This is a genomic window from Blastococcus colisei (assembly GCF_006717095.1).
In the GTDB taxonomy this organism is placed as follows: domain Bacteria; phylum Actinomycetota; class Actinomycetes; order Mycobacteriales; family Geodermatophilaceae; genus Blastococcus_B; species Blastococcus_B colisei.
In genome coordinates this window covers 2,254,971-2,276,789 of sequence record NZ_VFQE01000001.1, presented here as the reverse complement: position 1 = coordinate 2,276,789, position 21,819 = coordinate 2,254,971, and the positions used below count along the sequence as shown (strand labels likewise).

20 protein-coding genes are annotated in these 21,819 nt (G+C 72.4%); 16 read left to right on the top strand and 4 right to left on the bottom strand.

What is annotated here, in order from left to right:
- Positions 1-85: 85 nt before the first annotated feature.
- Positions 86-844: an SDR family NAD(P)-dependent oxidoreductase gene (locus FHU33_RS10865; RefSeq protein ID WP_142025378.1), complete on the top strand. Its 759-nt coding sequence runs from the start codon at positions 86-88 to the stop codon at positions 842-844.
- Positions 841-1,323 (top strand): RidA family protein, encoded by a 483-nt coding sequence (locus FHU33_RS10860; protein ID WP_246063500.1) that lies wholly within the window; start codon positions 841-843, stop codon positions 1,321-1,323. Before FHU33_RS10865 ends, FHU33_RS10860 begins: the two co-directional genes overlap by 4 nt.
- A 151-nt stretch (positions 1,324-1,474) precedes the next feature.
- On the opposite strand, the gene FHU33_RS10855 is transcribed toward FHU33_RS10860, so the two are convergent.
- Positions 1,475-2,317: a PaaX family transcriptional regulator gene (locus tag FHU33_RS10855; protein WP_142025377.1), complete on the bottom strand. Its 843-nt coding sequence runs from the start codon at positions 2,315-2,317 to the stop codon at positions 1,475-1,477.
- Positions 2,318-2,440: 123 nt separating this feature from the next.
- Here FHU33_RS10855 and FHU33_RS10850 point away from each other — a divergent pair, with 123 nt between their 5' ends.
- The 3 genes from FHU33_RS10850 (at position 2,441) to FHU33_RS25415 (ending at position 7,127) form a co-directional block, all read left to right on the top strand.
- Positions 2,441-4,048 carry an AMP-binding protein gene (locus FHU33_RS10850; RefSeq protein WP_142025376.1) on the top strand — a complete coding sequence of 536 codons (1,608 nt, stop codon included), beginning with the start codon at positions 2,441-2,443 and terminating at the stop codon, positions 4,046-4,048.
- A gap of 82 nt (positions 4,049-4,130) precedes the next feature.
- The gene (locus FHU33_RS10845) at positions 4,131-6,485 is read left to right on the top strand and encodes a bifunctional salicylyl-CoA 5-hydroxylase/oxidoreductase (protein WP_142025375.1); all 2,355 of its coding nucleotides are present in this window, start codon (positions 4,131-4,133) and stop codon (positions 6,483-6,485) included.
- Between the two features lie 84 nt (positions 6,486-6,569).
- Entirely contained in the window at positions 6,570-7,127 is a 558-nt protein-coding gene (locus FHU33_RS25415; RefSeq protein WP_211355069.1) for a DUF6158 family protein, read from the top strand.
- Positions 7,128-7,156: 29 nt separating this feature from the next.
- Here the strand turns inward: FHU33_RS25415 and FHU33_RS10835 are convergent, their stop codons facing one another.
- Complete coding sequence (locus tag FHU33_RS10835; RefSeq protein ID WP_246063498.1) at positions 7,157-7,990, bottom strand: PaaX family transcriptional regulator; 834 nt, start codon at positions 7,988-7,990, stop codon at positions 7,157-7,159.
- Positions 7,991-8,187: 197 nt separating this feature from the next.
- Between FHU33_RS10835 and FHU33_RS10830 the strand changes: the two genes are divergently transcribed.
- The 6 genes from FHU33_RS10830 to FHU33_RS10805 all read left to right on the top strand — a co-directional run bounded on the left by FHU33_RS10830 (position 8,188) and on the right by FHU33_RS10805 (position 14,201).
- The gene (locus tag FHU33_RS10830) at positions 8,188-9,411 is read left to right on the top strand and encodes an ABC transporter substrate-binding protein (RefSeq protein WP_142025373.1); all 1,224 of its coding nucleotides are present in this window, start codon (positions 8,188-8,190) and stop codon (positions 9,409-9,411) included.
- 58 nt (positions 9,412-9,469) lie between these two features.
- On the top strand, positions 9,470-10,384 hold the full coding sequence (locus tag FHU33_RS10825) for a branched-chain amino acid ABC transporter permease (protein ID WP_142025372.1): 915 nt from the start codon (positions 9,470-9,472) through the stop codon (positions 10,382-10,384).
- Positions 10,384-11,424 carry a branched-chain amino acid ABC transporter permease gene (locus FHU33_RS10820; RefSeq protein WP_142025371.1) on the top strand — a complete coding sequence of 347 codons (1,041 nt, stop codon included), beginning with the start codon at positions 10,384-10,386 and terminating at the stop codon, positions 11,422-11,424. Before FHU33_RS10825 ends, FHU33_RS10820 begins: the two co-directional genes overlap by 1 nt.
- On the top strand, positions 11,421-12,212 hold the full coding sequence (locus FHU33_RS10815) for an ABC transporter ATP-binding protein (RefSeq protein ID WP_142025370.1): 792 nt from the start codon (positions 11,421-11,423) through the stop codon (positions 12,210-12,212). The genes FHU33_RS10820 and FHU33_RS10815 overlap by 4 nt, the downstream gene beginning before the upstream one ends.
- Position 12,213: 1 nt before the next feature.
- Positions 12,214-12,915, top strand: a complete 702-nt coding sequence (locus tag FHU33_RS10810; protein WP_142025369.1) for an ABC transporter ATP-binding protein — start codon at positions 12,214-12,216, stop codon at positions 12,913-12,915.
- A gap of 254 nt (positions 12,916-13,169) precedes the next feature.
- On the top strand, positions 13,170-14,201 hold the full coding sequence (locus FHU33_RS10805) for an ornithine cyclodeaminase (protein WP_142025368.1): 1,032 nt from the start codon (positions 13,170-13,172) through the stop codon (positions 14,199-14,201).
- 9 nt (positions 14,202-14,210) lie between these two features.
- Here FHU33_RS10805 and FHU33_RS10800 read toward each other — a convergent pair whose 3' ends face one another.
- The gene (locus tag FHU33_RS10800) at positions 14,211-15,104 is read right to left on the bottom strand and encodes a LysR family transcriptional regulator (protein ID WP_142025367.1); all 894 of its coding nucleotides are present in this window, start codon (positions 15,102-15,104) and stop codon (positions 14,211-14,213) included.
- Between the two features lie 129 nt (positions 15,105-15,233).
- Here FHU33_RS10800 and FHU33_RS10795 point away from each other — a divergent pair, with 129 nt between their 5' ends.
- Genes FHU33_RS10795 through FHU33_RS10775 form a run of 5 tightly spaced genes read left to right on the top strand, consistent with a single transcriptional unit; the run spans position 15,234 to position 20,950 of the window.
- Positions 15,234-16,049: an amino acid ABC transporter ATP-binding protein gene (locus FHU33_RS10795; protein WP_425456767.1), complete on the top strand. Its 816-nt coding sequence runs from the start codon at positions 15,234-15,236 to the stop codon at positions 16,047-16,049.
- Positions 16,050-16,093: 44 nt separating this feature from the next.
- A complete protein-coding gene (locus FHU33_RS10790) occupies positions 16,094-16,975 on the top strand; it encodes an amino acid ABC transporter permease (protein WP_170182409.1) in 882 nt (293 codons plus the stop codon).
- Between the two features lie 50 nt (positions 16,976-17,025).
- Positions 17,026-18,000, top strand: coding sequence for a transporter substrate-binding domain-containing protein (locus tag FHU33_RS10785; RefSeq protein ID WP_142025365.1), 975 nt, complete (start codon positions 17,026-17,028; stop codon positions 17,998-18,000).
- 2 nt (positions 18,001-18,002) lie between these two features.
- Positions 18,003-19,271 (top strand): amidohydrolase, encoded by a 1,269-nt coding sequence (locus tag FHU33_RS10780; protein ID WP_142025364.1) that lies wholly within the window; start codon positions 18,003-18,005, stop codon positions 19,269-19,271.
- A 29-nt stretch (positions 19,272-19,300) separates the two neighbouring features.
- Positions 19,301-20,950 carry an amidohydrolase gene (locus tag FHU33_RS10775; protein ID WP_142025363.1) on the top strand — a complete coding sequence of 550 codons (1,650 nt, stop codon included), beginning with the start codon at positions 19,301-19,303 and terminating at the stop codon, positions 20,948-20,950.
- Positions 20,951-21,119: 169 nt separating this feature from the next.
- Here FHU33_RS10775 and FHU33_RS10770 read toward each other — a convergent pair whose 3' ends face one another.
- Positions 21,120-21,767, bottom strand: coding sequence for a GNAT family N-acetyltransferase (locus tag FHU33_RS10770; RefSeq protein WP_142025362.1), 648 nt, complete (start codon positions 21,765-21,767; stop codon positions 21,120-21,122).
- Positions 21,768-21,819 lie beyond the last annotated feature (52 nt).

Below are 21,819 nucleotides of genomic sequence, written 5' to 3'. Positions count from 1 at the left end.
CGACCTGCGACGGCGTCGGGCCGACGCCCTTCCGGGGTATGTCGCCATGTTGACGGGCGTCAAGGGGAAGTGGCAAGCTCCGGCGGTGCCTGCCCGTCGCTGCCTCGTCACCGGGGCAGGACGGGGCATCGGCGCCGCGGTCGCGCAGCGCCTGTCCGCCGAGGGCCACTCCGTCGCGCTCACCGCCCGCAGCGCCGACGAGCTCACCGCGCTGGCCGCCCGGCTGCCCGCCCCCTCGCTCGTCGTGCCGGCCGACCTGACCGACCCCGCCGCCGCGGACACGGTCGTCTCCCGGGTCGAGGCGGAGTGGGGCGGCCCGGTCGAGGTGCTCGTGCTCAACGCCGGCGCCGGCACGTCCGCACCGCTGGCACGCACGAGCGACGAGGACTGGGCCCGCATGCTGGACCTCAATCTCACCGCGCCGTTCCGGCTGCTGCGCCGTGCCCTGCCCGGCATGGTCGAGCAGCGCTGGGGACGGGTGGTCGCCGTGGCGTCGATCGCCGCCAAGCGCGGCGACCCGTACGTCAGCGCCTACACCGCGAGCAAGCACGGGCTGCTCGGGCTGGTCCGGTCGGCGGCCGCGGAGGTCGCCACGAAGGGGGTCACGGTGAACGCCGTGTGCCCGGGGTACGTGGACACCCCGATGACCGCCGGCACCGTCGCAACGATCAGCGCCACCACCGGGCGGTCCGAGGCCGAGGCGCGCGAGACGCTGGCCCGCCGCCAGCCGATCGGGCGGCTGATCGATCCGGAGGAGGTCGCCGACGCCGTGCTGATGTGCGTGCACAGCGGGGCGATCACCGGCCAGGGGCTCAACGTCGACGGAGGAGCTGTGCAGTCATGAGCGGACAGGGGCGTGAGCATCGCAGCGAGGAACGAGCGAGGAGCGGAGGGCCCCGCGGGAGCGAATCGGGAACATCGAGTGGCTTCGAGCGGATCAACCCCCCGGAACTGGCCCGGCCGGCCGGCTTCTCGCACGCGGTGCTCGCCGACAGCAACCGGATCGTGTTCCTGGCCGGGCAGACCGCTCTCGACGCGGAGGGGCGGATCGTGGGCGACGGCGTCGTCGCCCAGTTCGAGCGGGCTCTCGGCAACCTGCTGACCGCCCTGCGCGCAGCCGGCGGCGAACCGGAGCACCTGGCCACGCTGACCGTCTACGCCGTCGACATCGAGGACTACCGCGCCCACGCCCGGGAGATCGGCGCCGTCTGGCGACGGCTCGTCGGCTCCGACTACCCGGCGATGGCCGGCATCGGCATCGCCCGCCTCTGGGACGTCGAGGCGCTGGTCGAGGTGCAGGGCATCGCGGCCCTCCCCGCCTGAGTGACCCCGGGCATCTCGCCGCGCGCGACCGCCCTCATGCGGATGCCTGCGGTCATCGAGGGCGCATGACGACCGCCGTACGCATCAGGGTGGCTCCGGACCCTGCCGACCCCGAGGACGACCCGCCGGCTTCCGTGCGGAAGCGCCTCGATCAGATGCCGATCAGCCGGCGGGCGTGGTCGTGCGCCGGCCCGGCCAGCCGGCCCCGGAGGTCGCCGAAGAGGTCCGCGGCCCGGGCGCCGTTCCAGTCGGCGGGCAACAGGTGCAGCGGCAGCCCGGGGTCGGCGTAGGGCAGCCGCCGCCAGTCGGTGAGCAGCCGCACGTAGTCGGCGAACGCCTGCTCCCGATCGACGCCGCCGTCGGCCGACAGCCGTTCGCGCACCGGCTCCTGACGGTCGAGGAACTCCGCGTAACGGGCGTGCAGGTGGTCCACGTCCCACCAGCGGGCCACGTTGTCACGGGCCTCCCCCAGGGCCGGCTGGGCGCCGCGGAAGAGCTCGACGTACCCGGCCAGGCCCCGGCGGCCGAGAATCTCGGCGGCCTCGTCCGCCAGGTGGCCGGGGGCCACCCAGACGCCCGGGGCCACCGTGCCGAAGCCGAGCCGGGTCAGCTGGGACCGGAGCTGGTGCCGGCGGTCCCGTTCGGACTCGGGCACGGAGAACACGACGAGCAGCCAGCCGTCGTCCTCGTCCGCTCGGCGCCGGCCGAAGATGCGCGCATCGCCGTCGGCCAGGATCTCCTGGGCCACCTCGGTGAGCGCGTAGCCGGCGACCCCGTCCACCCGCCGGGAATCCAGCAGCCCGCGCCTCTTGAGCCGGGAGATCGAGGAGCGCACGGCCGACTCCTCGACCCCGAGGTCGGCCATCAACCGGACGACGGCGGCGATGGACAGCCAGCTGCCGTGCTCGCGGGCGTAGAGCCCGTACAGCGTGACGATGAGCTGCCGTGGCTGCAGCGCACCGGCCTGGCCGGTTGCCTCCTCGACGACGGTCACCGGCTCACGATAGCGATGACCCAGCCCGCATCCGCCCGCTCATTGCGCGTTGTTGACTCTCGTTAGGTAGACGCCATAGCGTTCGGGACGCCGCGCTCGCCGCACCCCGGGAGAGGTACCTCGATGACGCAGATTGCCGCGCTGAGCCCCTCCGCCCACCGGGACACGTTCAGCCGGGACAACCTGCCCCCGCTCGACCAGTGGCCGGTGCTGGACCTGGGACCGCTGGACTACGGCGAGCGGCTGAACTGCGCGACCGCCCTGCTGGACGCGACCATCGACCGCCTGGGTCCCGACCGGCCCTGCCTGCGGTCGTCCGACGGGGCCGTGTGGAGCTACGGCGACCTGCGGGCGCAGGCCAACCGGATCGCCGCCGTCCTCGTCGACGACCTGGGCCTGGTCCCGGGCAACCGCGTGCTGCTGCGCGGCTACAACGAGCCGTGGCTGGTCGCCTGCTGGCTGGGTGTGCTGAAGGCCGGCGGCGTCGCGGTGACCACGATGCCGCTGCTGCGGGCCGGCGAGCTCGCGACGATGGGCGAGATGTGCCGCCCCGCCGTCGCCCTGTGCGACCACCGGTTGACCGAGGCTCTCGAGCGCGCCGCGATCCCCGGCCTGACGACGGTGGTCTTCGGTTCCACGGGGCCCGACGACCTGTGCGCCCGGGCCGCGGGCAAGCCGGCGGAGTTCCCCGACGTCGACACCGCCGCCGACGACGTCGCGCTGCTGGCCTTCACCTCCGGAACCACCGGGCGACCGAAGGCGACCATGCACTTCCACCGGGACGTGCTCGCCATCGCCGACACCTTCGCAGCCCACGTGCTGCGCCCCGAGCCGGACGACGTCTTCACCGGCTCCCCGCCGATCGGGTTCACCTTCGGCCTCGGCGGTCTGGTGGTCTTCCCGCTCCGGGTCGGTGCCAGCGTGCTCCTGCTCGAGCGCGCGACCCCCGACGTGCTCGCCGACGCCGTGGCCGAGCACGCGGTGACCGTCCTGTTCACCGCGCCGACGGCCTACAAGGCGATCCTCGCCGGCGGGCACGCCGACAAGCTGGCCGGCGTCCGGCGCGCGGTGTCGGCCGGCGAGGCGCTGCCCGAGTCGGTGTGGCGCGCCGTCCACGAGGCGACCGGGCTGAAGGTCATCGACGGGATCGGCGCGACCGAAATGCTGCACATCTTCATCGCGGCCGCCGACGACGACATCCGGCCCGGCTCGACCGGCCGCGCGGTGCCCGGCTACACCGCCGCCGTCCTCGACGACGAGGGCCGGCCCGTGCCCGACGGGACGCCCGGCCACCTCGCCGTCCGCGGGCCCACGGGCTGCCGGTACCTGGGCGGCGACCGCCAGGAGATCTACGTCCGCCACGGCTGGAACGTCACGGGAGACACCTACGTCCGCGACGCCGACGGCTACTTCGTCTACCAGGCGCGGACCGACGACATGATCGTCTCCGCGGGGTACAACATCGCCGGGCCGGAGGTCGAGCAGGCGCTGCTCGGCCACCCCGAGGTCGTCGACTGCGCCGTCGTCGGCGCACCCGACGCCGAGCGCGGGATGGTCGTCAAGGCCTTCGTCGTGCTGAACCCCGACCGCACCCGGGACGTCCCGGCCGCCGAGCTCGTGGACTTCGTCAAGCAGGCGATCGCGCCCTACAAGCGCCCGCGGGTGGTGGAGTTCGTCGAGGAGCTCCCCCGGACGAGCACCGGCAAGCTCCAGCGGTACCGGCTGCGCTGACCGCCCATCTCTCGTTCCGTTGACGCCCGTCGCAAAGGCGGCATATCCTGGGCCCACGGGCCAGCGAGCAGGAGGACGACCCATGCGCATCGCGGTTGTCGGCGGAGGCCCGGGCGGCCTGTACTTCTCCGCGCTGGTCAAGCAGCTCGATCCGTCCCACGAGGTGACGGTGTGGGAGCGCAACGCTCCGGACGACACCTTCGGCTTCGGCGTCGTGTTCTCCGACGAGACGCTCGGGGGCATCGAGCACGCCGACCCGGTCGTCTTCCGCGAGATGGAGCGGCACTTCGCCCGGTGGGACGACATCGACGTCCACTTCCGCGGCACGGTGACCACCTCGGGCGGGCACGGCTTCGCCGCGATGAGCCGCAAGGAGCTGCTCGGCATCCTGCAGCGCCGCTGCGACGACCTCGGCGTCACCGTCCACTTCCGCACGTCCGCACCGGACCCCGAGCTCCTGCGCGCCGAGTACGACCTCGTGCTCGCCGGCGACGGCGCCCGCTCCCAGGTGCGCGCGGCCTACGAGGACGTGTTCCGGCCGACCCTGGAGACCCGGCACAGCAAGTACATGTGGCTGGGCACCGACCTCGTCTTCGAGGCGTTCAAGTTCTACGTCGAGGAGACGCCGCACGGCGTCATGCAGATCCACGGCTATCCCTACGACCGCACCGGCAGCACCTTCATCGTCGAGATGCACGACGACGTGTGGCAGCGGGCATTCGGGGACATCGCCGTCCTGGACCTCCCCCCGGGCGAGAGCGACACGAAGTCGATCGAGCTGGTCGAGCACCTGTTCGCCGACGTCCTCGGCGGCCACAAGGTCTTCGCCAACAACTCGAAGTGGCTCAACTTCCTGTCGCTGCGCAACGAGACCTGGCGGCACGGCAACCTGGTGCTCATCGGCGACGCCGCGCACACCGCGCACTTCTCCATCGGGTCGGGCACGAAGCTGGCCATGGAGGACGCCCTCGCGCTGGCCGCCTGTCTGCACGAGCATCCCGACCTCGACAGCGCGCTGACCGCCTACGAGGAGGAGCGGCGCCCCGTCGTGCTCTCCACCCAGCGCGCCGCCCAGGCCAGCCTGGAGTGGTTCGAGGACATCGGGCACTACGTCCACCAGGACCCCGAGCAGTTCGCCTTCAACATCATCACGCGCAGCCGCCGGGTGACCCACGAGAACCTGCGGCTGCGCGACCCCGAGTTCGTCGCCGGCATCGACGAGTGGTTCGCCCGCAGCCAGCCGGAACCGGCCGAGCCGCGTCCGCCGATGTTCCAGCCCTTCCGGCTGGGCGAGCTCGAGCTGAAGAACCGGATCATCGTCTCGGCGATGGACATGTACTCCGCCGACGACGGGCTGCCGACCGACTTCCACCTGGTCCATCTGGGCAGCAAGGCCCTGGGCGGCGCGGCGCTGGTGATGACCGAGATGGTCTGCACCTCCCCGGAGGGCCGGATCACCCCCGGGTGCAGCGGGCTGTACACGCCGGAGCAGGAGGCCGCCTGGACCCGCGTCGTCGACTTCGTGCACGACGCCACCGACGCGAAGATCGGGGTCCAGCTCGGGCACTCCGGCCGCAAGGGCTCCACCCAGCTGATGTGGGAGGGCATCGACGACCCGCTGCCCGCGGGCAACTGGGAGGTGGTCGCCCCGTCGGCGGTCCCCTACTCCCCCGCCAACCAGGTGCCGCGCGAGCTGAGCGAGGCCGAACTCGCCGACCTCCGCGACGAGTTCGTGCGCAACGCCGAGGCCGCCGCACGGGCCGGCTTCGACGTCCTGGAACTGCACTGCGCGCACGGTTACCTGCTGTCCTCGTTCATCTCCCCGCTGGCCAACCGGCGCACCGACCGGTACGGCGGCTCGCTGGAGAACCGCCTCCGGTTCCCGCTCGAGGTGTTCGACGCCGTCCGTGCGGCCTGGCCGGCCGAGCGGCCGATGACCGTGCGCATCTCCGCGACCGACTGGTACGAGGGCGGCACCGACGTCGACGACGCCGTCCGGGTGGCCCGGGCCTTCGCCGAGCACGGGGCCGCGGCGATCGACGTGTCCACCGGGCAGGTCGTGAAGGACGAGCGACCCGCGTTCGGCCGCAGCTACCAGACGCCCTACGCCGACCGGATCCGCAACGAGGTGGGCCGCGAGTTCGGCTGTGCGGTGATCGCCGTGGGGGCGATCTCCAGCTACGACGACGTCAACTCCATCCTGCTCGCCGGCCGCGCGGACCTCTGCGCGCTCGGCCGCCCCCACCTCTACGACCCACAGTGGACACTGCACGCGGCCGCCGAGCAGGGGTACACCGGCCCGGGCGCGGTCTGGCCCAAGCCCTTCGCGGCAGGCAGCCGCCGGCCGCAGACCGGGCGCAGCGAGGGACCACGCCCGCGGCTCGAACTCGTCCGGCACGGTGAGCCGCGCACCCGGCACGCCCGCTGGCGGCCATGACCGCCGGTACGGGTGACACCACCCCCGCCAGCCAGCACCATGACCCCAGCACCGTCCGACCGCAGATCGAGCGAGGGAGCGGCCATGAGCGACCGACAGGGCATTCCGGCCCGCGAACTGTCCGACGAGGAGCTGGAGCGGCAGGGCGTGCACGCGCACGCCATGCGGCACTGGGTCTTCCTGCACGGGACCGCCGAGCAGTTCCGCACCCACACCGAGCGGATGCTCGAACTGGAGCAGGAGTACCTCCGGCGCCACCCGCAGCGCACCTGGCAGGGCTCGGGCGACGCGCCCGGCGCCCCCTCGCGCGACGACCGGATCCGGGACCTCGTGCAGACCTTCTCCCGGGCCATCACGGCTCTCCTGGACGAGGAGCCGACGCCCGGCGCGGCCAGGGGGACGACGCAGCGACCGGACCCCACAGAGGCGCAGGCCGCCCTGCTGCGACGCTTCGCCGAGTCGCCCGGCGGGCGGTTGCACAAGCTCGAGGCGCACCAGATCGCCCGGCAGCTGACCCCCGACAGCCACCTGGTCGCCAGCCTCTACCGCCAGGACCCCCCGCTCCTGCAGGCGGAGCGCGACGCCCGGGTCATCACCGACGCCGGCCGGGCATGGCTGGAGAAGCACGGCGTCCCGGCCTGACCGGAGCCCTGTCCGGGTTCCCGGCGGAGTCAGTCCTGACGAGCCAGCTGTTCCCACGCGGCGCGGGCGCGCGGCGCCCAGCCGGCATGCCGCTCGCGGAAGACCTCGGCGGCCCGGTTGCCGGTCCAGCGGGGCGGGAGCAGCTCCCGGGGCAGCCCGGGATCGAGCAGCGGGAAGCGTCGCCACTCCTGGACCAGCCGGACCTGCGCGATCAGCGCCTGCCGGTCGGTGCGTGGCCGGCGGTGACTGACCAGGTCCAGGAAGTCCTCGTACCGGCGCTCGACGTCGTCGAGGTCCCACGCCGCCCGAGCCAGCGAGCGCTCGTCCCCGATCGCCCCCGCGGTGGAGACGAACGACCAGCTGCCCTCGCTGAGCTGCAGGTCCTCGAGGACCTTGCGCGCCCGGTTCTCCCGGTGCGTCCGGGGAGTCACCCAGACGCCCGGCGAGGGCGACCCGAGCCCGGCCCAGCCGAGCTGGGTCCGCAACCGCTGCCGGAGCGCCCTGTTGTTCTCCGGGACGCCGACGGTGAGCACCAGCCACCGGCCGTCCCAGGACTGGTTCTCGGCGGCGAAGTGGTAGATCCGCTCGGTGCCTTCGCGCAGCAGCTCGGTACCCGCGTCGGTCAGCGACCAGCGGGTCTCGCGGCCGATCCGGCTCGACCGGATCCAGCCCGAGTCGGCCGTACGCATGATGGCCTGCCGGGCCGCCTTCTCCGCGACGTCGAGATCGGCCAGCAGGTCGATGAGCGTGGAGGTCCACACGGGCCGGCCATCGGGCAGCACGAACTCGCCCAGGACGGTGAGCAACAGGCTGCGCGCACTCGCCGCGCCGAGCTCCTGCCGTCTGGTCACGACGGGTCCCATGACAGCCTCCACGCCGCACATCGTTACACCCCGCCACAAGCGGTGTACCGGATCGATATGGCGACACCCCCGACGGTCGCGCAGGTACCGGTCCGGTCACGGTTGCATTTGTGGCGCTTGACACACCGCGTGGCGTTCTACAGGCTCACCGAGAACCGACGTGCAGCTGTAGCACGTCCCGAGACTACGGAGACTCCATGGCACTGGCCCACCTCTCCCGGCGACGGCTGTCCACCACCTGCGGCGTGGGCGTCCTCGCCATGGCCCTGGCCGCCTGCGGCGGCGGAAGCCTGGGAGGTGACGAGGACGCCGGCGCGGGCGGCGGCGCCGAGGGCGAGGAGACCGTCACGGTGGGCCTGGTCATCCCCCAGGCCGGCGTCTACACGCCCCTGGGCGAGGACATGCAGCAGGGCTGGGACCTCTACCTGGAGCAGAACGACGGCATGCTCGGTGGGTACGAGGTCGAGACGGTCGTCGCCGACGAGGGCGAGAGTCCGGACACCGGCGTCCCGGCGGTCCAGCGGCTCCTGACCGAGGGCGACGTCGACGCGCTCGTCGGCATCGTGAACTCCGCCACGGCGCTCGGGGTGGCCGACGCGGTCACCGAGGCCGAGGTCCCGTTGATCGTCGCCAACGCCGGTGCCGAGGCGATCACCAAGGACGCCGGCAGCCCCTACGTCTGGCGGTCATCGTTCACCAACGCCCAGATCGCAGCGGCGATGGGTGAGCACCTGGCCCAGGAAGGCATCGGTCCGGTCTACGTCATGGCCCCGGACTACGCCGCCGGCCAGGAGGTCGTCGAGGGCTTCACCACCGCCTACGAGGCCGCCGGCGGCACGGTTGCCGGTCAGGCCCTGACGCCCTTCGGGTCGACGCAGGACTTCCAGCCTTTCCTGTCCGGCATCCAGTCATCGGGTGCCGAGGCGACCTTCGTCTTCTACGCCGGCGGCGAGGCGGTGAGCTTCGTGCAGCAGTACGACCAGTTCGGCCTCAAGGACAGCATCCCGCTCTACGGCTCCGGCTTCCTGACCGAGGGCAGCGTCCTCGACGCTCAGGGCGAGTCGGCCGTCGGAGTCCGGACGACGCTGCACTACTCCACCGAGATCGACAACGAGGCCAACGCCGAGTTCGTGGAGGCCTATGTGGCGGCCTACGACGAGCTGCCGACGACGTACGCGGTGCAGGCCTACGACGCCGCGAACGTGCTGGATGCGGCACTGGAGGAGGCCGAGGATCTCTCCGGTCCGGCGATCACCGAGGCGCTGGACGGCCTGGGCGAGATCGAGGACAGCCCCCGGGGCCCGTGGAGCTTCACGAATCAGACGCCGGAGCAGAGCATCTACCTGCGGGAGGTCGTCGACGAGGGCGGCACGCTGCTCAACAGCGTGGTGACCGACCTCGGCGTCATGCCGCAGCCGTAACCCAGTCGCGCTAGTCCCGCGACGGCGGTCACGGCCCGGAGGTTCTCCCCTCCCGGCCGTGGCCGCCGATCCGCGCGGAGAGGAGACCTCGATGGCCGGCTGGTTCGACGCGAACCTGGTCAGCATTCTCAACGGGTTCGCCATCGGCTCGTTGCTGTTCATCCTCGCCGTGGGGCTGTCGATCGTCTTCGGGATGATGGACGTGCTCAACCTCGCCCACGGCGCGTTCTTCCTGGTCGGCTCCTACCTCGCCGTGACGTTCGTCGCCGGTGAGTCCTGGGGCGGGTTCCTCACCGCTCTCGGGGTCGCCGCACTCATCGGGCTGCTGGCCGGCGGAGCGCTGTCCGGCATGACCGAACCCCTGGCCCGGCGGCCGATCCTCGACCAGGCGCTGCTCACGCTCGGCATCTCGCTGATCGTGGCCGAGGCGCTGTCGATCATCTACGGCAACGACGTCTTCTCCGTGCCGGAGCCTCCCGGCCTGGCCGGCAGCGTCGACGTCGCCGGCAGCTCCTACCCCACCTACCGGCTCATGCTCATCGCAGTGGGTCTGCTGCTGGCCCTCGTCGTCTGGCTGGTGGTGGAGAAGACCAGCCTCGGGGCGCTCGTGCGCGCCAGCGTCGCCGACCGGGAGATGGTGTCGGCCCTCGGCATCGACAACCGGAAGGTGAAGTTCGCGGTACTGGGAGTGGGCTCTCTCCTGGCCTCCGTGGCCGGTGTGCTGGCCGCCCCCGTCTACGGCGCACGTCCGGGCCTGGACAAGACGATCCTGATCCTGGCCCTCGTCGTCATCGTCATCGGCGGGCTCGGGTCGGTCCGCGGCGCGCTGGTGGGCGCCCTGGTGATCGGCCAGGTGGAGTCGCTGGGCCGGGCATTGTTCCCCGAGATCGCGTCCTTCATCCTGTTCGGCACGCTCGCACTGGTGCTCATCGTCCGGCCGCGCGGACTCTTCGCCGGGAAGGTGGCCCACTGATGACCGTGCACGCCGACAGGCCGACCGAACCGTCCGTCGCCGGGGCCACGGCGACGCACGACGCGCCTCCGCCGTCCCGGCGGCTCGGCCGCTCCCTGCCCGCAGTGGCGGTGCTGGTACTGCTGGTGCTCCTCGCTGCCGTCCCGCTGTTCCTGGCGCCGTTCGAGGCCAACACGCTGTCCCGGATCCTGGTCTTCGCGCTGTTCGCCGTCAGCCTCGACCTGCTCGTCGGGATCACCGGACTTCCGTCGCTGGGGCACGCCGCGTACTTTGGCGTCGGCGCCTACACCGCAGGCCTGGTGTCGATCCACTGGACCAGCGAGGCGCCCGTCCCCGTGCTGCTGGCCGCGGTGGCCGGCGCCGTGGCCGCGGCGGCGACCGGGTGGCTGGCGGTGCGCAGCGGCGGCGTCTACTTCCTGATGCTGACGCTGGCCATCGGGGAGCTGGTGCACCAGCTCGCGCAGAGCCTCTCCGACGTGACCGGCGGCTCCAACGGCCTGTTCGGGATCCCCAGCGTGCGCGTCGGGGGCGAGCCCCTGACCCTGGCCGGATACGTCTACTGGTACATCCTGGCCGTCGCGCTGCTGGGCTTCCTCGGTCTGTGGCTGGTGGCGCACTCGCCCTTCGGCGGCGTGCTCCGCGGCATCCGGGACAACGAGCCGCGAATGCGGTCGCTGGGCTACTCCCCCTTCCGCTACAAGTTCGTCGCGTTCACGATCGCCGGCGGCTTCGCCGGCCTGGCCGGCGGCCTGCTGGCCGGCCTGGTCCGCATCGTCAACCCGAGCGACACCGGCTTCACCACCAGCGCCCTGATCCTCCTGGCCGTGATCCTCGGCGGCGCCGGGACGCTGTGGGGCCCGGTCCTCGGCGCGGCGGTCGTCGTGCTGGTCCGGGACACCTTCGGCCCCCAGCTGGACGGGCACGGCCCGCTGCTGCTGGGCGTGGTGTTCGTCGTCGCCGTCTACGTGCTCCCCCGCGGCTTCGCCGGCCTCAGCGGCCTGTTCGGCCGCCGGCAGCGCTTCCCAGGAGGTCCGGCATGAGTCCACCGCTGCTGTCCCTGTCCGGCGTGGCCCGGCACTTCGGCGCGCTCAAGGCGGTCGACGACGTCCGCCTGGAGGTTCCCGCCGGCGCGCGCCATGCGCTCATCGGGCCCAACGGAGCCGGCAAGAGCACCCTGTTCAAGCTGATCACCGGCGCGCTGCCGTTGTCGGCCGGCACGATCAGCCTGGCCGGCTCGGACATCTCCCGGCTGTCGGAGCACCAGCGGGCCCGGCGTGGGATCAGCCAGACCCTGCAGCACTCGAGCCTCTTCCTCACCCAGACGGTGCAGCAGAACGTCCTGCTGGCCGCGCAACGCCGCCACAGCAGCCGGCACTCCCTCGTGCCGCGCCGGCAGGCGGCCGCGCGGGAACGGGTGGAGGCGCTCCTCTCCGACGTCGGGCTGGCCGGCCGTGCCGCGACGCCCGTCGCCGCCCTCTCGCACGGAGAGCGGCGCCAGGTGGAGGTCGCCGTGGCGCTGGCCTGCGAGCCCCGGCTGCTGCTCCTCGACGAGCCGGCCGCCGGCATGTCACCGGCCGAGAGCGCCCAGCTCGTCGGCCTGCTCAAGTCGTTGCCGGAGTCGGTGACGCTCGTCATCGTGGAGCACGACCTCGACGTGGTGTTCGCGCTGGCGACCTCGGTGACGGTGCTGCACCTGGGCCGGGTGCTGCTGACCGGGACGCCGGACGAGGTCCGCACGAGCGAGGCCGTGCAGGAGGCCTACCTCGGCACCGGCCGGGAGTCGCTGTTCCTCGACGGCAGCGGCGCCGCCCATCTGGAGGTGAGCTGACGTGCTCGAGGTCCGCGACCTGGAGTCGGGTTACAAGCGCAGCACCGTGCTGCAGGGCGTCGACCTCGACGTGGCCGCCGGTCAGGTGCTCGGGCTCCTCGGCCGCAACGGCGTGGGCAAGAGCACGCTGATCAACACGCTGATGGGGCTGGTGCACCCCTCCCGGGGCACCGTCCGGCTCGACGGCGTCGACCTGGCGGGACGCCGTTCGGACGTGATCGCACGAGCGGGTGTCGGTCTGGTGCCGCAAGGACGGCGGGTCTGGGCACCGCTCAGCGTGACCGAGCACCTGGACCTGGCCGCCCGGCGTGGACGGGGCCGTGGGCCGTGGGACATGGACCGGGTGCTGGACCTGTTCCCCCGTCTCGGGGAACGCCGGCGGCACGCTGCCGGCCAGCTCTCGGGCGGCGAACAGCAGATGCTGGCCATCGCGCGCGCCCTGCTGACCAATCCACGCCTGGTGCTCATGGACGAGCCCTCGGACGGACTGGCGCCCGCGGTCGTGGACCTGATCGGCGTGGCGATCGGCCGGATGAAGGCCGAAGGGGTCACCCTGGTGGTCGTCGAGCAGGACCTGCACCTCGCGTTCGCCGTCGCCGACGACATCGCGGTCATGGACAAGGGCGTGATCGCGCACCGGTCCAGCACGCGGGAGTTCCGCAGCGACAGCTCGGTCGCCCACACGCTGCTCGGCGTGGCCTGACCCCCTGCCGTCGTCGCGAGGCTGCATGCCGGTGTGGCATGGGACGCCCAGCAATTCGGCATTGGACTGCGCGCGCCTACCCCTCCACGCTGGTCGCGGACACACCGTGGTCCGACGCGTCCTGACATGGCCGCACCGGCGCGTATCGCCCGTGGTGGGCTGGACGGAGGGGTGATCAGTTGGCCGGTTCCTCCTCCGGAGGACGGCGGCCCTCCGCACCGTCCGCATGGGGACGTCCACAGGAAGGCACTGACATGACCGAGTTCGTCGGCGTCCACGACATGGTTCGCTGGATCGCCGCCGCCGGAGCCGAGTCGAGCATCGCCGGGATGACCCGGTACATCCGTGAGGACTTCCTCCGCTGGGAATCCTTCGACAGGACGCCGAGGGTCGCCAGCCACACGCCCTTCGGCGTCATCGAACTGATGCCCACCAGCGACTCGGTGACCTACGCCTTCAAGTACGTCAACGGTCACCCCTCCAACCCTGCCCGCGGCTTCCAGACCGTCACCGCCTTCGGGGCACTGGCGGATGTGTCCACCGGCTATCCGGTGCTCCTCGCCGAGATGACGCTGCTCACCGCACTGCGGACCGCGGCGACCTCGGCCGTCGCGGCCAAGGCTCTGGCCCGTCCGGACTCGCGGCGCCTCGCGCTGATCGGAGCGGGTAGCCAGGCGGAGTTCCAGGCCATGGGGATGCGCAGCGCGCTCGGCATCGACCAGATCACCGTCTGGGACACCGATCCGGGCGCGATGGACAAGGTCGCGCGGAACCTCGAGCCGCTCGGCTTCGACGTCACCCTCGCGACCTCTGGCCGCGAGGCTGTCCGCGCAGCGGACGTCGTCACCACGTGCACCGCCGACAAGGCGCGCGCGACCGTGCTGCCGCTCGACTGGATCGAGCCCGGCATGCACATCAACGCGGTCGGCGGCGACTGCCCCGGCAAGACCGAACTCGACCCGGAGATCCTGCGTTCCGCGGAGGTCTTCGTCGAGTACACACCCCAGACCCGGGTCGAGGGTGAGATCCAGGCCGTGGAGCCCGACTTCCCCGTCACAGAACTCTGGGCGGTGCTGGCCGACCGCCGTCCGGGCCGGACCTCCCGCGACGAGGTGACCGTCTTCGACTCGGTGGGCTTCGCGATCGAGGATTTCTCCGCGCTGCGATATCTACGCGACGCCGTGCGCGGCACTCCGTGGGTCACCCACATCGACCTGGTGGCCGACCCAGAGGACCCCAAGGACCTGTTCGGCATGGTCACTGCGCTGTCGCCGATCGGGGTGTGAGGCTAGGGGTCAGCGTGCCGCCTGATCGACCGTTGCCAGGAAGGATCCGATCCGCCGAGCCATGGACTCGATGACGTCGGCGGCGAAGTGCGTCGGGTCCCAGGCGGCATGGAGGACGATCCGCAGCGGCTCCCCGGACGAATCGGGAGGGGCGATCCGGAGGCTCCGAGCCCCGAACCGGGGCAGGTCCGTGACGACGCCGACCCCGTGCCCGGCTGCCGCATGGGCCTGGATGACGCGGCCCACCGCGCACTCCGTCACGTCGCCGTAGGCCAGGCCGGCCCGCGCCACGGCGAGGTCGAGTTCGATGCGCGACACGTTGTCCTGCGGCAGCAGGAGCAGTCGCTCCTCGACGAGCTCGGCCAGCTCTACCGTCCCGGACCGCTGCGCCCAGGGATGGTCCGGCGAGACGTGGGCCCGCAGTGGCACTGCGCCGATGTGGAGGTGCGCGAGCGAGCCGGTCACCGGGGCCGGTGAGATCGCGAGGTCGGCTCCCGTCTCGAGCGCGGCGTAGGCGCGCGTCGGGGACACCTCGCGCACCAGCACCAGGGGATCGTCGCGGCGGAGCGTGCTGAGGAAGGGTGCCAGCAGCTCGCTGATGGTTGCCGTGGGTGCCGCGACCAGGAGCCGGTCGAGCACGCCCTCGGCCAGATGCCGCGCGGCGGCCTGCGTGCGGTCGGCATGGGCCATGAGCTCCCGGGCGACCGGCACGAACTCCCGGCCGGCGGGAGTGAGAGCCAGTCGCCCGCGCGCTCGGTCGAAGAGCCGGATGCCGAGGTCGCGTTCGAACTGGAGCAGCTGACGGCTGAGCGCCGGTTGCGCGATCCGGATCTGCCCCGCGGCGGCGGTCACCGTGCCGGCATCGACGACGGCGAGGAAGTGCTCGACACGGCGAAGGTCCACGCGCCAAGCCTATGCCGCGACGGCATGGCGACGACGCTCAAACGGCATTGGACTGTCTGACGTGTTCGCCGTCACTCTTCCTCAACGCAGTCGAGCGGGGCGCCGACCCCGGTAGGACAGGTGGTCATCGTGGTTCAGCCGACAGAGACGAAGGCCCGGCCCGACCGGGCGGAGGCGACCGACACCGCTCCCATGGTCACCTTTCGCAACGTCTGGAAGTCCTTCGGCGCCATCGAGGTCCTGCGCGGCATCGACCTCACCATCGAGCGGGGTCAGGTTGTCTGCGTGATCGGCGCCTCGGGCTCCGGCAAGTCGACGATGCTCCGTTGCGTCAACGGCCTCGAGGAGACCACCGACGGCGTCATCGAGGTGAACGGGGAGCTGATCGGCGTCCGGCTGCGCGATGGCCGACGCTACGAACTGTCCCCGCGCGAGGCCGCCGCCCAGCGCCGGCACATCGGCATGGTCTTCCAGCAGTTCAACCTGTTCCCCAACCGGACGGCGCTGGAGAACGTCATGGAGGGGCCCGTCGTCGTCGCCGGCGTCGCCCGCGCGCAGGCCCGGCGTCGCGCCGAGGACCTGCTGGCCCGGGTCGGCCTCTCCGACCGCGCCGGCATGTATCCGCGCCAGCTCTCCGGAGGGCAGCAGCAGCGCGTCGCCATCGCCCGCGCTCTGGCGATGGACCCGCAGCTGATGCTGTTCGACGAGCCCACCAGCGCGCTGGACCCCGAGCTCGTCGGCGAAGTGCTCGGCGTCATGAAGCAATTGGCCGAGGCCGGGATGACCATGATCGTGGTCACCCACGAGATGGCCTTCGCCCATGAGGTCGCCGACCGCGTCGCCTTCGTCGACGCGGGCCGCATCGTCGAGTACGGCACGCCCGCCGAGGTCTTCGGGCATCCCACGCATCCCCGCACCCGCGAGTTCCTGGCGCGCGTCCAGTGAGCGCCCGCACCGTCGCCGAGACCCTCCCCCTACCCGGAGCCGCCGTGAGCACCGCTGCCCCCACCGCGACCGCCCCCGCCGGCACGGAGCCCACTCCCCCGGGCCTGGCACTGGTCCGCCGCAAGCACCCGTGGCGGCTGGTCAGCTACGCCCTGCTGGCGGTCATCCTGGCGATGCTGGCCAACAGCGTCATCACCAACGAGCGCTGGCGCTGGGATGTCGTCGGCGAGTACCTGTTCGACGAGATGGTGCTGGGCGGCCTGGTGACGACCATCGTGCTCACGGCCGGTGCCGTCGGCGTGGGCCTGGTCCTCGGCTCTCTCATCGCCGGGATGCGGCTGTCCTCGAGTCGGGTGCTGTCAACGATCGCCGGCTGGTACATCTGGTTCTTCCGTGGCGTGCCGGTCATCGTGCAGGTGATCTTCTGGGTGTACCTCGCCCAGCTCTACCCGGTCATCTCCCTGGGGATCCCGTTCGGTCCCGAGTTCCTCTTCTTCGACACCAACCTGCTGGTCGCGCCCGTCGTGGGCGCAATCATCGGACTGAGCTTCAACGAGTCGGCCTACCTCGCAGAGGTGCTCCGCGGTGGCATCGCTGCGGTCCCACCCGGGCAGCTGGAGGCCGCCCGCGCGGTAGGCATGACCCCCGGCCAGATCCGTCGCCGGGTGCTCGCCCCGCAGATCCTGCCGGTGGTCATCCCGCCGTTCTTCAACAATGTCATCGCCATGACCAAGACCACGGCCGTGGTCATCCTCGCGTCGGTCACCGACCTGTTCTCCGCTGTCATGGAGATCGGTGCCCGCAACCTGCAGCAGACGCCGCTGCTGCTCGTCGCGACCTTCTGGTACCTCGTGCTGACCGCAGCACTGTCCCTGCTGCAGCTGGGCATCGAGCGGCTGGTCGCCCGCTCGGCGACCCGCCGTTGACCTCTCCCAGCTCCCCGCATCCCCCTGCTCTGCTCCCGAGGAGTTCTGCCATGCGCACGTCCCGTACCTTCCTGACCCGTCTCCTGCCGCTCGCCCTGGCGGCGGGCCTGGTCGCCGCCTGCGGCGCCCAGGTCGAGGACCCGGAGTCCGCGGCAGCTGCGGCGGAGACCTCCGCTGCCTGCGACGACCCGGACATCTCCGGCGACCCGTTCGCCGCACCGGAGCTGCTCTCCCTGCAGGCCGACGAGGCGCTCGCCGACCAGGTGCCGGCCGTATTCCGGGACGAGCCACTGGTCATCGGCGTCGCCCCGGACCTGCCGCCGATCAACTTCGGCAAGGACGGCGAGCAGCGCGGCTACGAGGCCGACCTGCTGCGCGCCGCCGGTCAGCTGGCCGGTGTCGAGGTCGTCTTCCAGCAAAGCCAGAACGCGCTGCAGGAGTACGGCGCCGGGCAGGTCGACGGCATCGCCGGCGCGTTCACCGACACCCTGGAGCGTCAGGAGCTCGGTGACTTCATCGACTACAGCACCGGCTCGCGGGCCGCGTTGACCCAGCAGTGCAACCCGGAGGGCATCGAGAGCACCGAGGACCTCTGTGGCCTCGACGTGGTCGCTGCCGTCGGCACGGTGCAGCTGGCGCAGCTGACCGACCGGACGACTCCGGGTTCGCTGCTCACCCTGTGCGAGGAGGCCGGCCTGCCGGCGCCGATCCCGGTGCAGGCGGACACCAGCGTCTCGGCGATCACGTCCCTGACCGCCGGCCGCGCCGACGCCCTGGTCACCGGTGAGCCGATCGCGATCAACGCCGTCAAGCAGTCCGACGGTGCGCTCACCATCGCCTACGTCGAGGAGCTCCCGGTTCCGGTCGGCGTGATGCTGAGCAAGGACCTCTCCGGGCTCACCGAGGTGCTCGCCCAGGCGTACCAGCAGCTGGTCGACGACGGCACGTACGCCGAGATCATGAACAGCTACGGCATCGAGTACGGCCTGCTCGACACGATCACCGTCAACGGCGCGACGAGCTGACCGTGACCCACACCCTCCCGGCGGATGGCGCCGCCCCGACCGTGAGCGCCGATGTCCGCGACACGATCGAAGGCGCCGCCGCCGGCCTGGTGCGGCTCAGCCACCAGGTGCACGCCGCCGCGGAGCTCGGGTTCGCCGAGCACCGCTCGGTGGGACACGTCCGCGACGCGCTCTCCGCCTCCGGCTTGCGCCTGGAGGTCGGCTGCCACGGCCAGCCCACCGCCTTCCGGGCGGTGGCCGGGTCCGGGACGCCCCGGGTGGCGATCCTCGCCGAGTACGACGCGTTGCCGGGCATCGGCCACGGCTGCGGGCACAACGTCATCTGCGCCACCGCCGTCGGCGCGTTCCTCGGGCTCGCGCCGCACGTCGAGCGGCTCGGCGGCTCCGTCGTCCTGCTCGGCACTCCGGCCGAGGAGAACGGCTCGGGCAAGGAGCTCATGGCACGCGCCGGGGCGTTCGACGACGTCGACGCCGTGCTGATGCTGCACCCGTTCGCCGGCCCCGACGTCGCGGACTTCACCGCGCTCGGCTGCCGGGCGGTCGAGGTGACCTACCGGGGCGTGCCTGCGCACGCGTCGGCCACACCGCACCGGGGGCGCAACGCGCTCGACGCCGTCGTTGCCGCCTACCAGGGCATCGCCGCGCTCCGGCAGCACATGCCGCAGACCGACCGGGTGCACGCGATCATCACCGAGGGCGGGACCGCGGTGAACGTGGTTCCTGCCCTCGCCCGCGCCACGGTGATGCTCCGGTCGGCGACGGTGGAGGGCTTGCTCGAGCTGACCGGCCGGGTGCAGGCGATCCTCGACGGCGCGGCACAGGTGACCGGAACGGTGCTCGAGGCCGCCTGGGACCCGGTGCCGCCCTACCTGCCGGTGCGCACCAACGGCGCGCTCGCCCGACGCTACGCCGCCCACGTCACCGCCCGGGGCCGCACAGTCGTGCACGCCGACGGCCTGCCCAGCGGCGGCGGCGGTTCGACCGACCTCGGCAACGTCAGCCTCCGCGTGCCCGCGATCCACCCGATGCTGGGCATCGCGCCGGCCGAGGCCGGCATGCACACGGCGGCGTTCGCCGAGCACGCCGTCGCTCCCTCGGCCGATCAGGCCGTGGTCGACGGGGCGATCGGCCTGGCGCTCACCGCGGTCGACTTCCTCGCCGACGCCGACCTCCGCGCCGCCGTGGCGGCCGAGTTCGCCGCCGCCGGCGGCGCGCTCGACGTCGCCGCGCTCCTGGACGCCGTCGCCCGACCCGTCCCCTCGCCGGCCTGACCCGGCACGACCCCGAGGACCCCGCCCCCGTGCTGCTCGACGCGCTCTACGTCAACGGACGCTTCACCACGCTGGACTCGCAACGGCCCACCGCCACCACCGTCGGCGTGCTCGGTGGGGTCATCGTCGGCCTCGACGAGGAGCTGCACGGCTGCCGCGCCGAGGTGACCGTCGACCTCGCCGGCGCGCCGGTCGTCCCCGGGCTGCACGATGCCCACCAGCACCTGTCCGCGCGCGGCCAGGAGCTGCAGATGTGCGACGTGTCGCCGGCGGTGGTCCGCACCCTGGCCGACGTCTACGCCACCGTCGGACGGCACGCCGCCACCCTCACCCCGGACGCCTGGGTCCTCGCCACCGGCCTGGACGTCGGCAAGCTCGACGACGCCCCCACGCGGGAAGGCCTGGACGCGGTGGCCGGCGGGCGGCCGGTCTGGGTGCTCCACGCCTCGCACCACGCCGGCATCGCGAGCACCGGGGCGATCCGTCGGATCGGTTTCGCCGATCCGCGCCACCTCCCCGACGTCGACGGCGGGTGGATCGAGCGCCGTCCGGACGGCGACCCCACCGGGCTGATCACCGAGCGAGCGATGACGCTGATCTTCGAGCACATCCGGCCGCAGCCGTTCGAGGACTTCGTCGAGGCGATCGGACTGGCCAGCCGGGCGGCGCTGGCCGACGGGCTGACCAGCGTGACCGAACCCGGCATCAGCGGCCGGATGATCGGCAACAGCGCCAGCGACCTGGCGGCGTTCACGGCTGCCCGCGAGCGCGGCCTGCTGGGCGTCCGGATGACCGTGATGCCGGAGATGTCAGCGCTGCACGACCTCGCCGGGGACGCGGCCGGCGGACCCGGCTTCGGCCTCGACCTCGGCCTGCGCACCGGCTTCGGGGACGACTGGCTCCGGGTCGGCGCGGTCAAGATCATCAGCGACGGGGCGCTGACCGCCCGCACGGCGGCCCTCTGCTGCGACTACGCGGACCGGCCCGGCGTGCGCGGGCTGCTGCTGGACGACGCCGCGGCGCTCCAGGACACCATCCTTGCCGCGCACCGCGCCGGCTGGCAGATCGGCACCCATGCGATCGGGGACGCCGCCGTGGACGTGATCCTCGACGGCTACGAACGGGCGCAGCGGCTGCACCCGCGCGCCGACTTCCGGCACCGGATCGAGCACTGCGGCCTGACCGGCGACCGGCAGATCGAGCGCATCAAGCAGCTCGGCGTCGTCCCGGTGCCCCAGGGTCGCTTCCTCGACGAGCTGGGCGACAGCTACGTCACCGCCCTCGGGCCGGAGCGGGCCCAACTGCTCTACCGGCAGCGGAGCTTTCTCGACGCCGGCATCGAGGTGCCCGGCAGCTCCGACTGCCCGGTCGTCGACGGCTCCCCGCTGCGCGGCATCCACTCGCTGGTCAACCGGCAGCTGCCCGACGGCTCCGTGCTCAACGCTGCCGAGCGGCTGACGCCGCTGCAGGCGCTGCGTGCCTACACCGTGGGCTCCGCCTACGCCGACCACTCCGAGCACCGCAAGGGCACGCTGTCCCGCGGCAAGCTCGCCGACTTCGTCGTCCTCTCCGATGACCTGCTGGCCGTGGCCCCCGAGACGATCGGCGACCTCTCGGCCGTGGCGACCGTCGTCGGCGGCGTCGTCCGCCACGGCGCCGACCTCCTGGACCACCGCTGACCGTCGCGCGGCAGCCCCGCGGTTGCGCCGGAACCGGGGAGATGCCGCAGGGACCGACCCGTGCTCGCCGTGTCCGCTCGCACTCACCTCCGTCCCCGGCGCCGGCTGCGCCCCACGGGCACGCCGGCAGCCCTGGGACGTGAACCGGGCCTTCGAGCGGCAGGGACATTCAGAACCGGTGCTGCTCCTGGTCGACGTAGCCGCCGCTCTCCTCGGCGCCCGGTCCCAGATCGGAACCGCTCCCCTGCTCCACCTCGGGGCGCGGACGCGCGGCGGCCCGCTGCCGCTCGACGTCGTACGCCGCCCGCTGCGCCGCGTCCGGTTCGAACCGGCCGGTGCCGGGCCGGCCCGCCTGGCGCTGACCGATGTCGCGCATGCGGTCGCCGACCCGCTTGCGGAGCCGGCCGTCCTCGGTTCCGGTGAAGCCGTGCGCGAGGAACCACTCGGTGACCGCAGCACGGTCGGGATGTGTGTCGCGCACCACATTGAGCACGTAGTTGAGCCCGCGGGCGGACGCCTCCTCCTCGAGACGGGCGAGAGCGAAGGCGCCCGCCCCGGTGCCGCGGGCGCCCTCCTCGACGGCGAGCAGGATCTCGGCGTCACCCCACACGTCGTCGAGCCAGCCGTAACCGACAACCCGGCCATGGTCCTCGACGCGCCACCAGTCACTCGACAGACGCTCCCCGGGAGTCCGCGCAGCGGCGCGGAACACGCCGTCCGGCACGGTGGCGAAGACCCGTTCCCGGTCCGCGTCCCAGCGAGGATCGTCGTCTTTCACCCAGCGCAGCGTGTCCGTGCGGCTGTCCGCGGTGTGCATGAGGCCCCCTCGGTGACGGTCGCCCGGACGGCCGTCCAGGCCATCCGGCCGT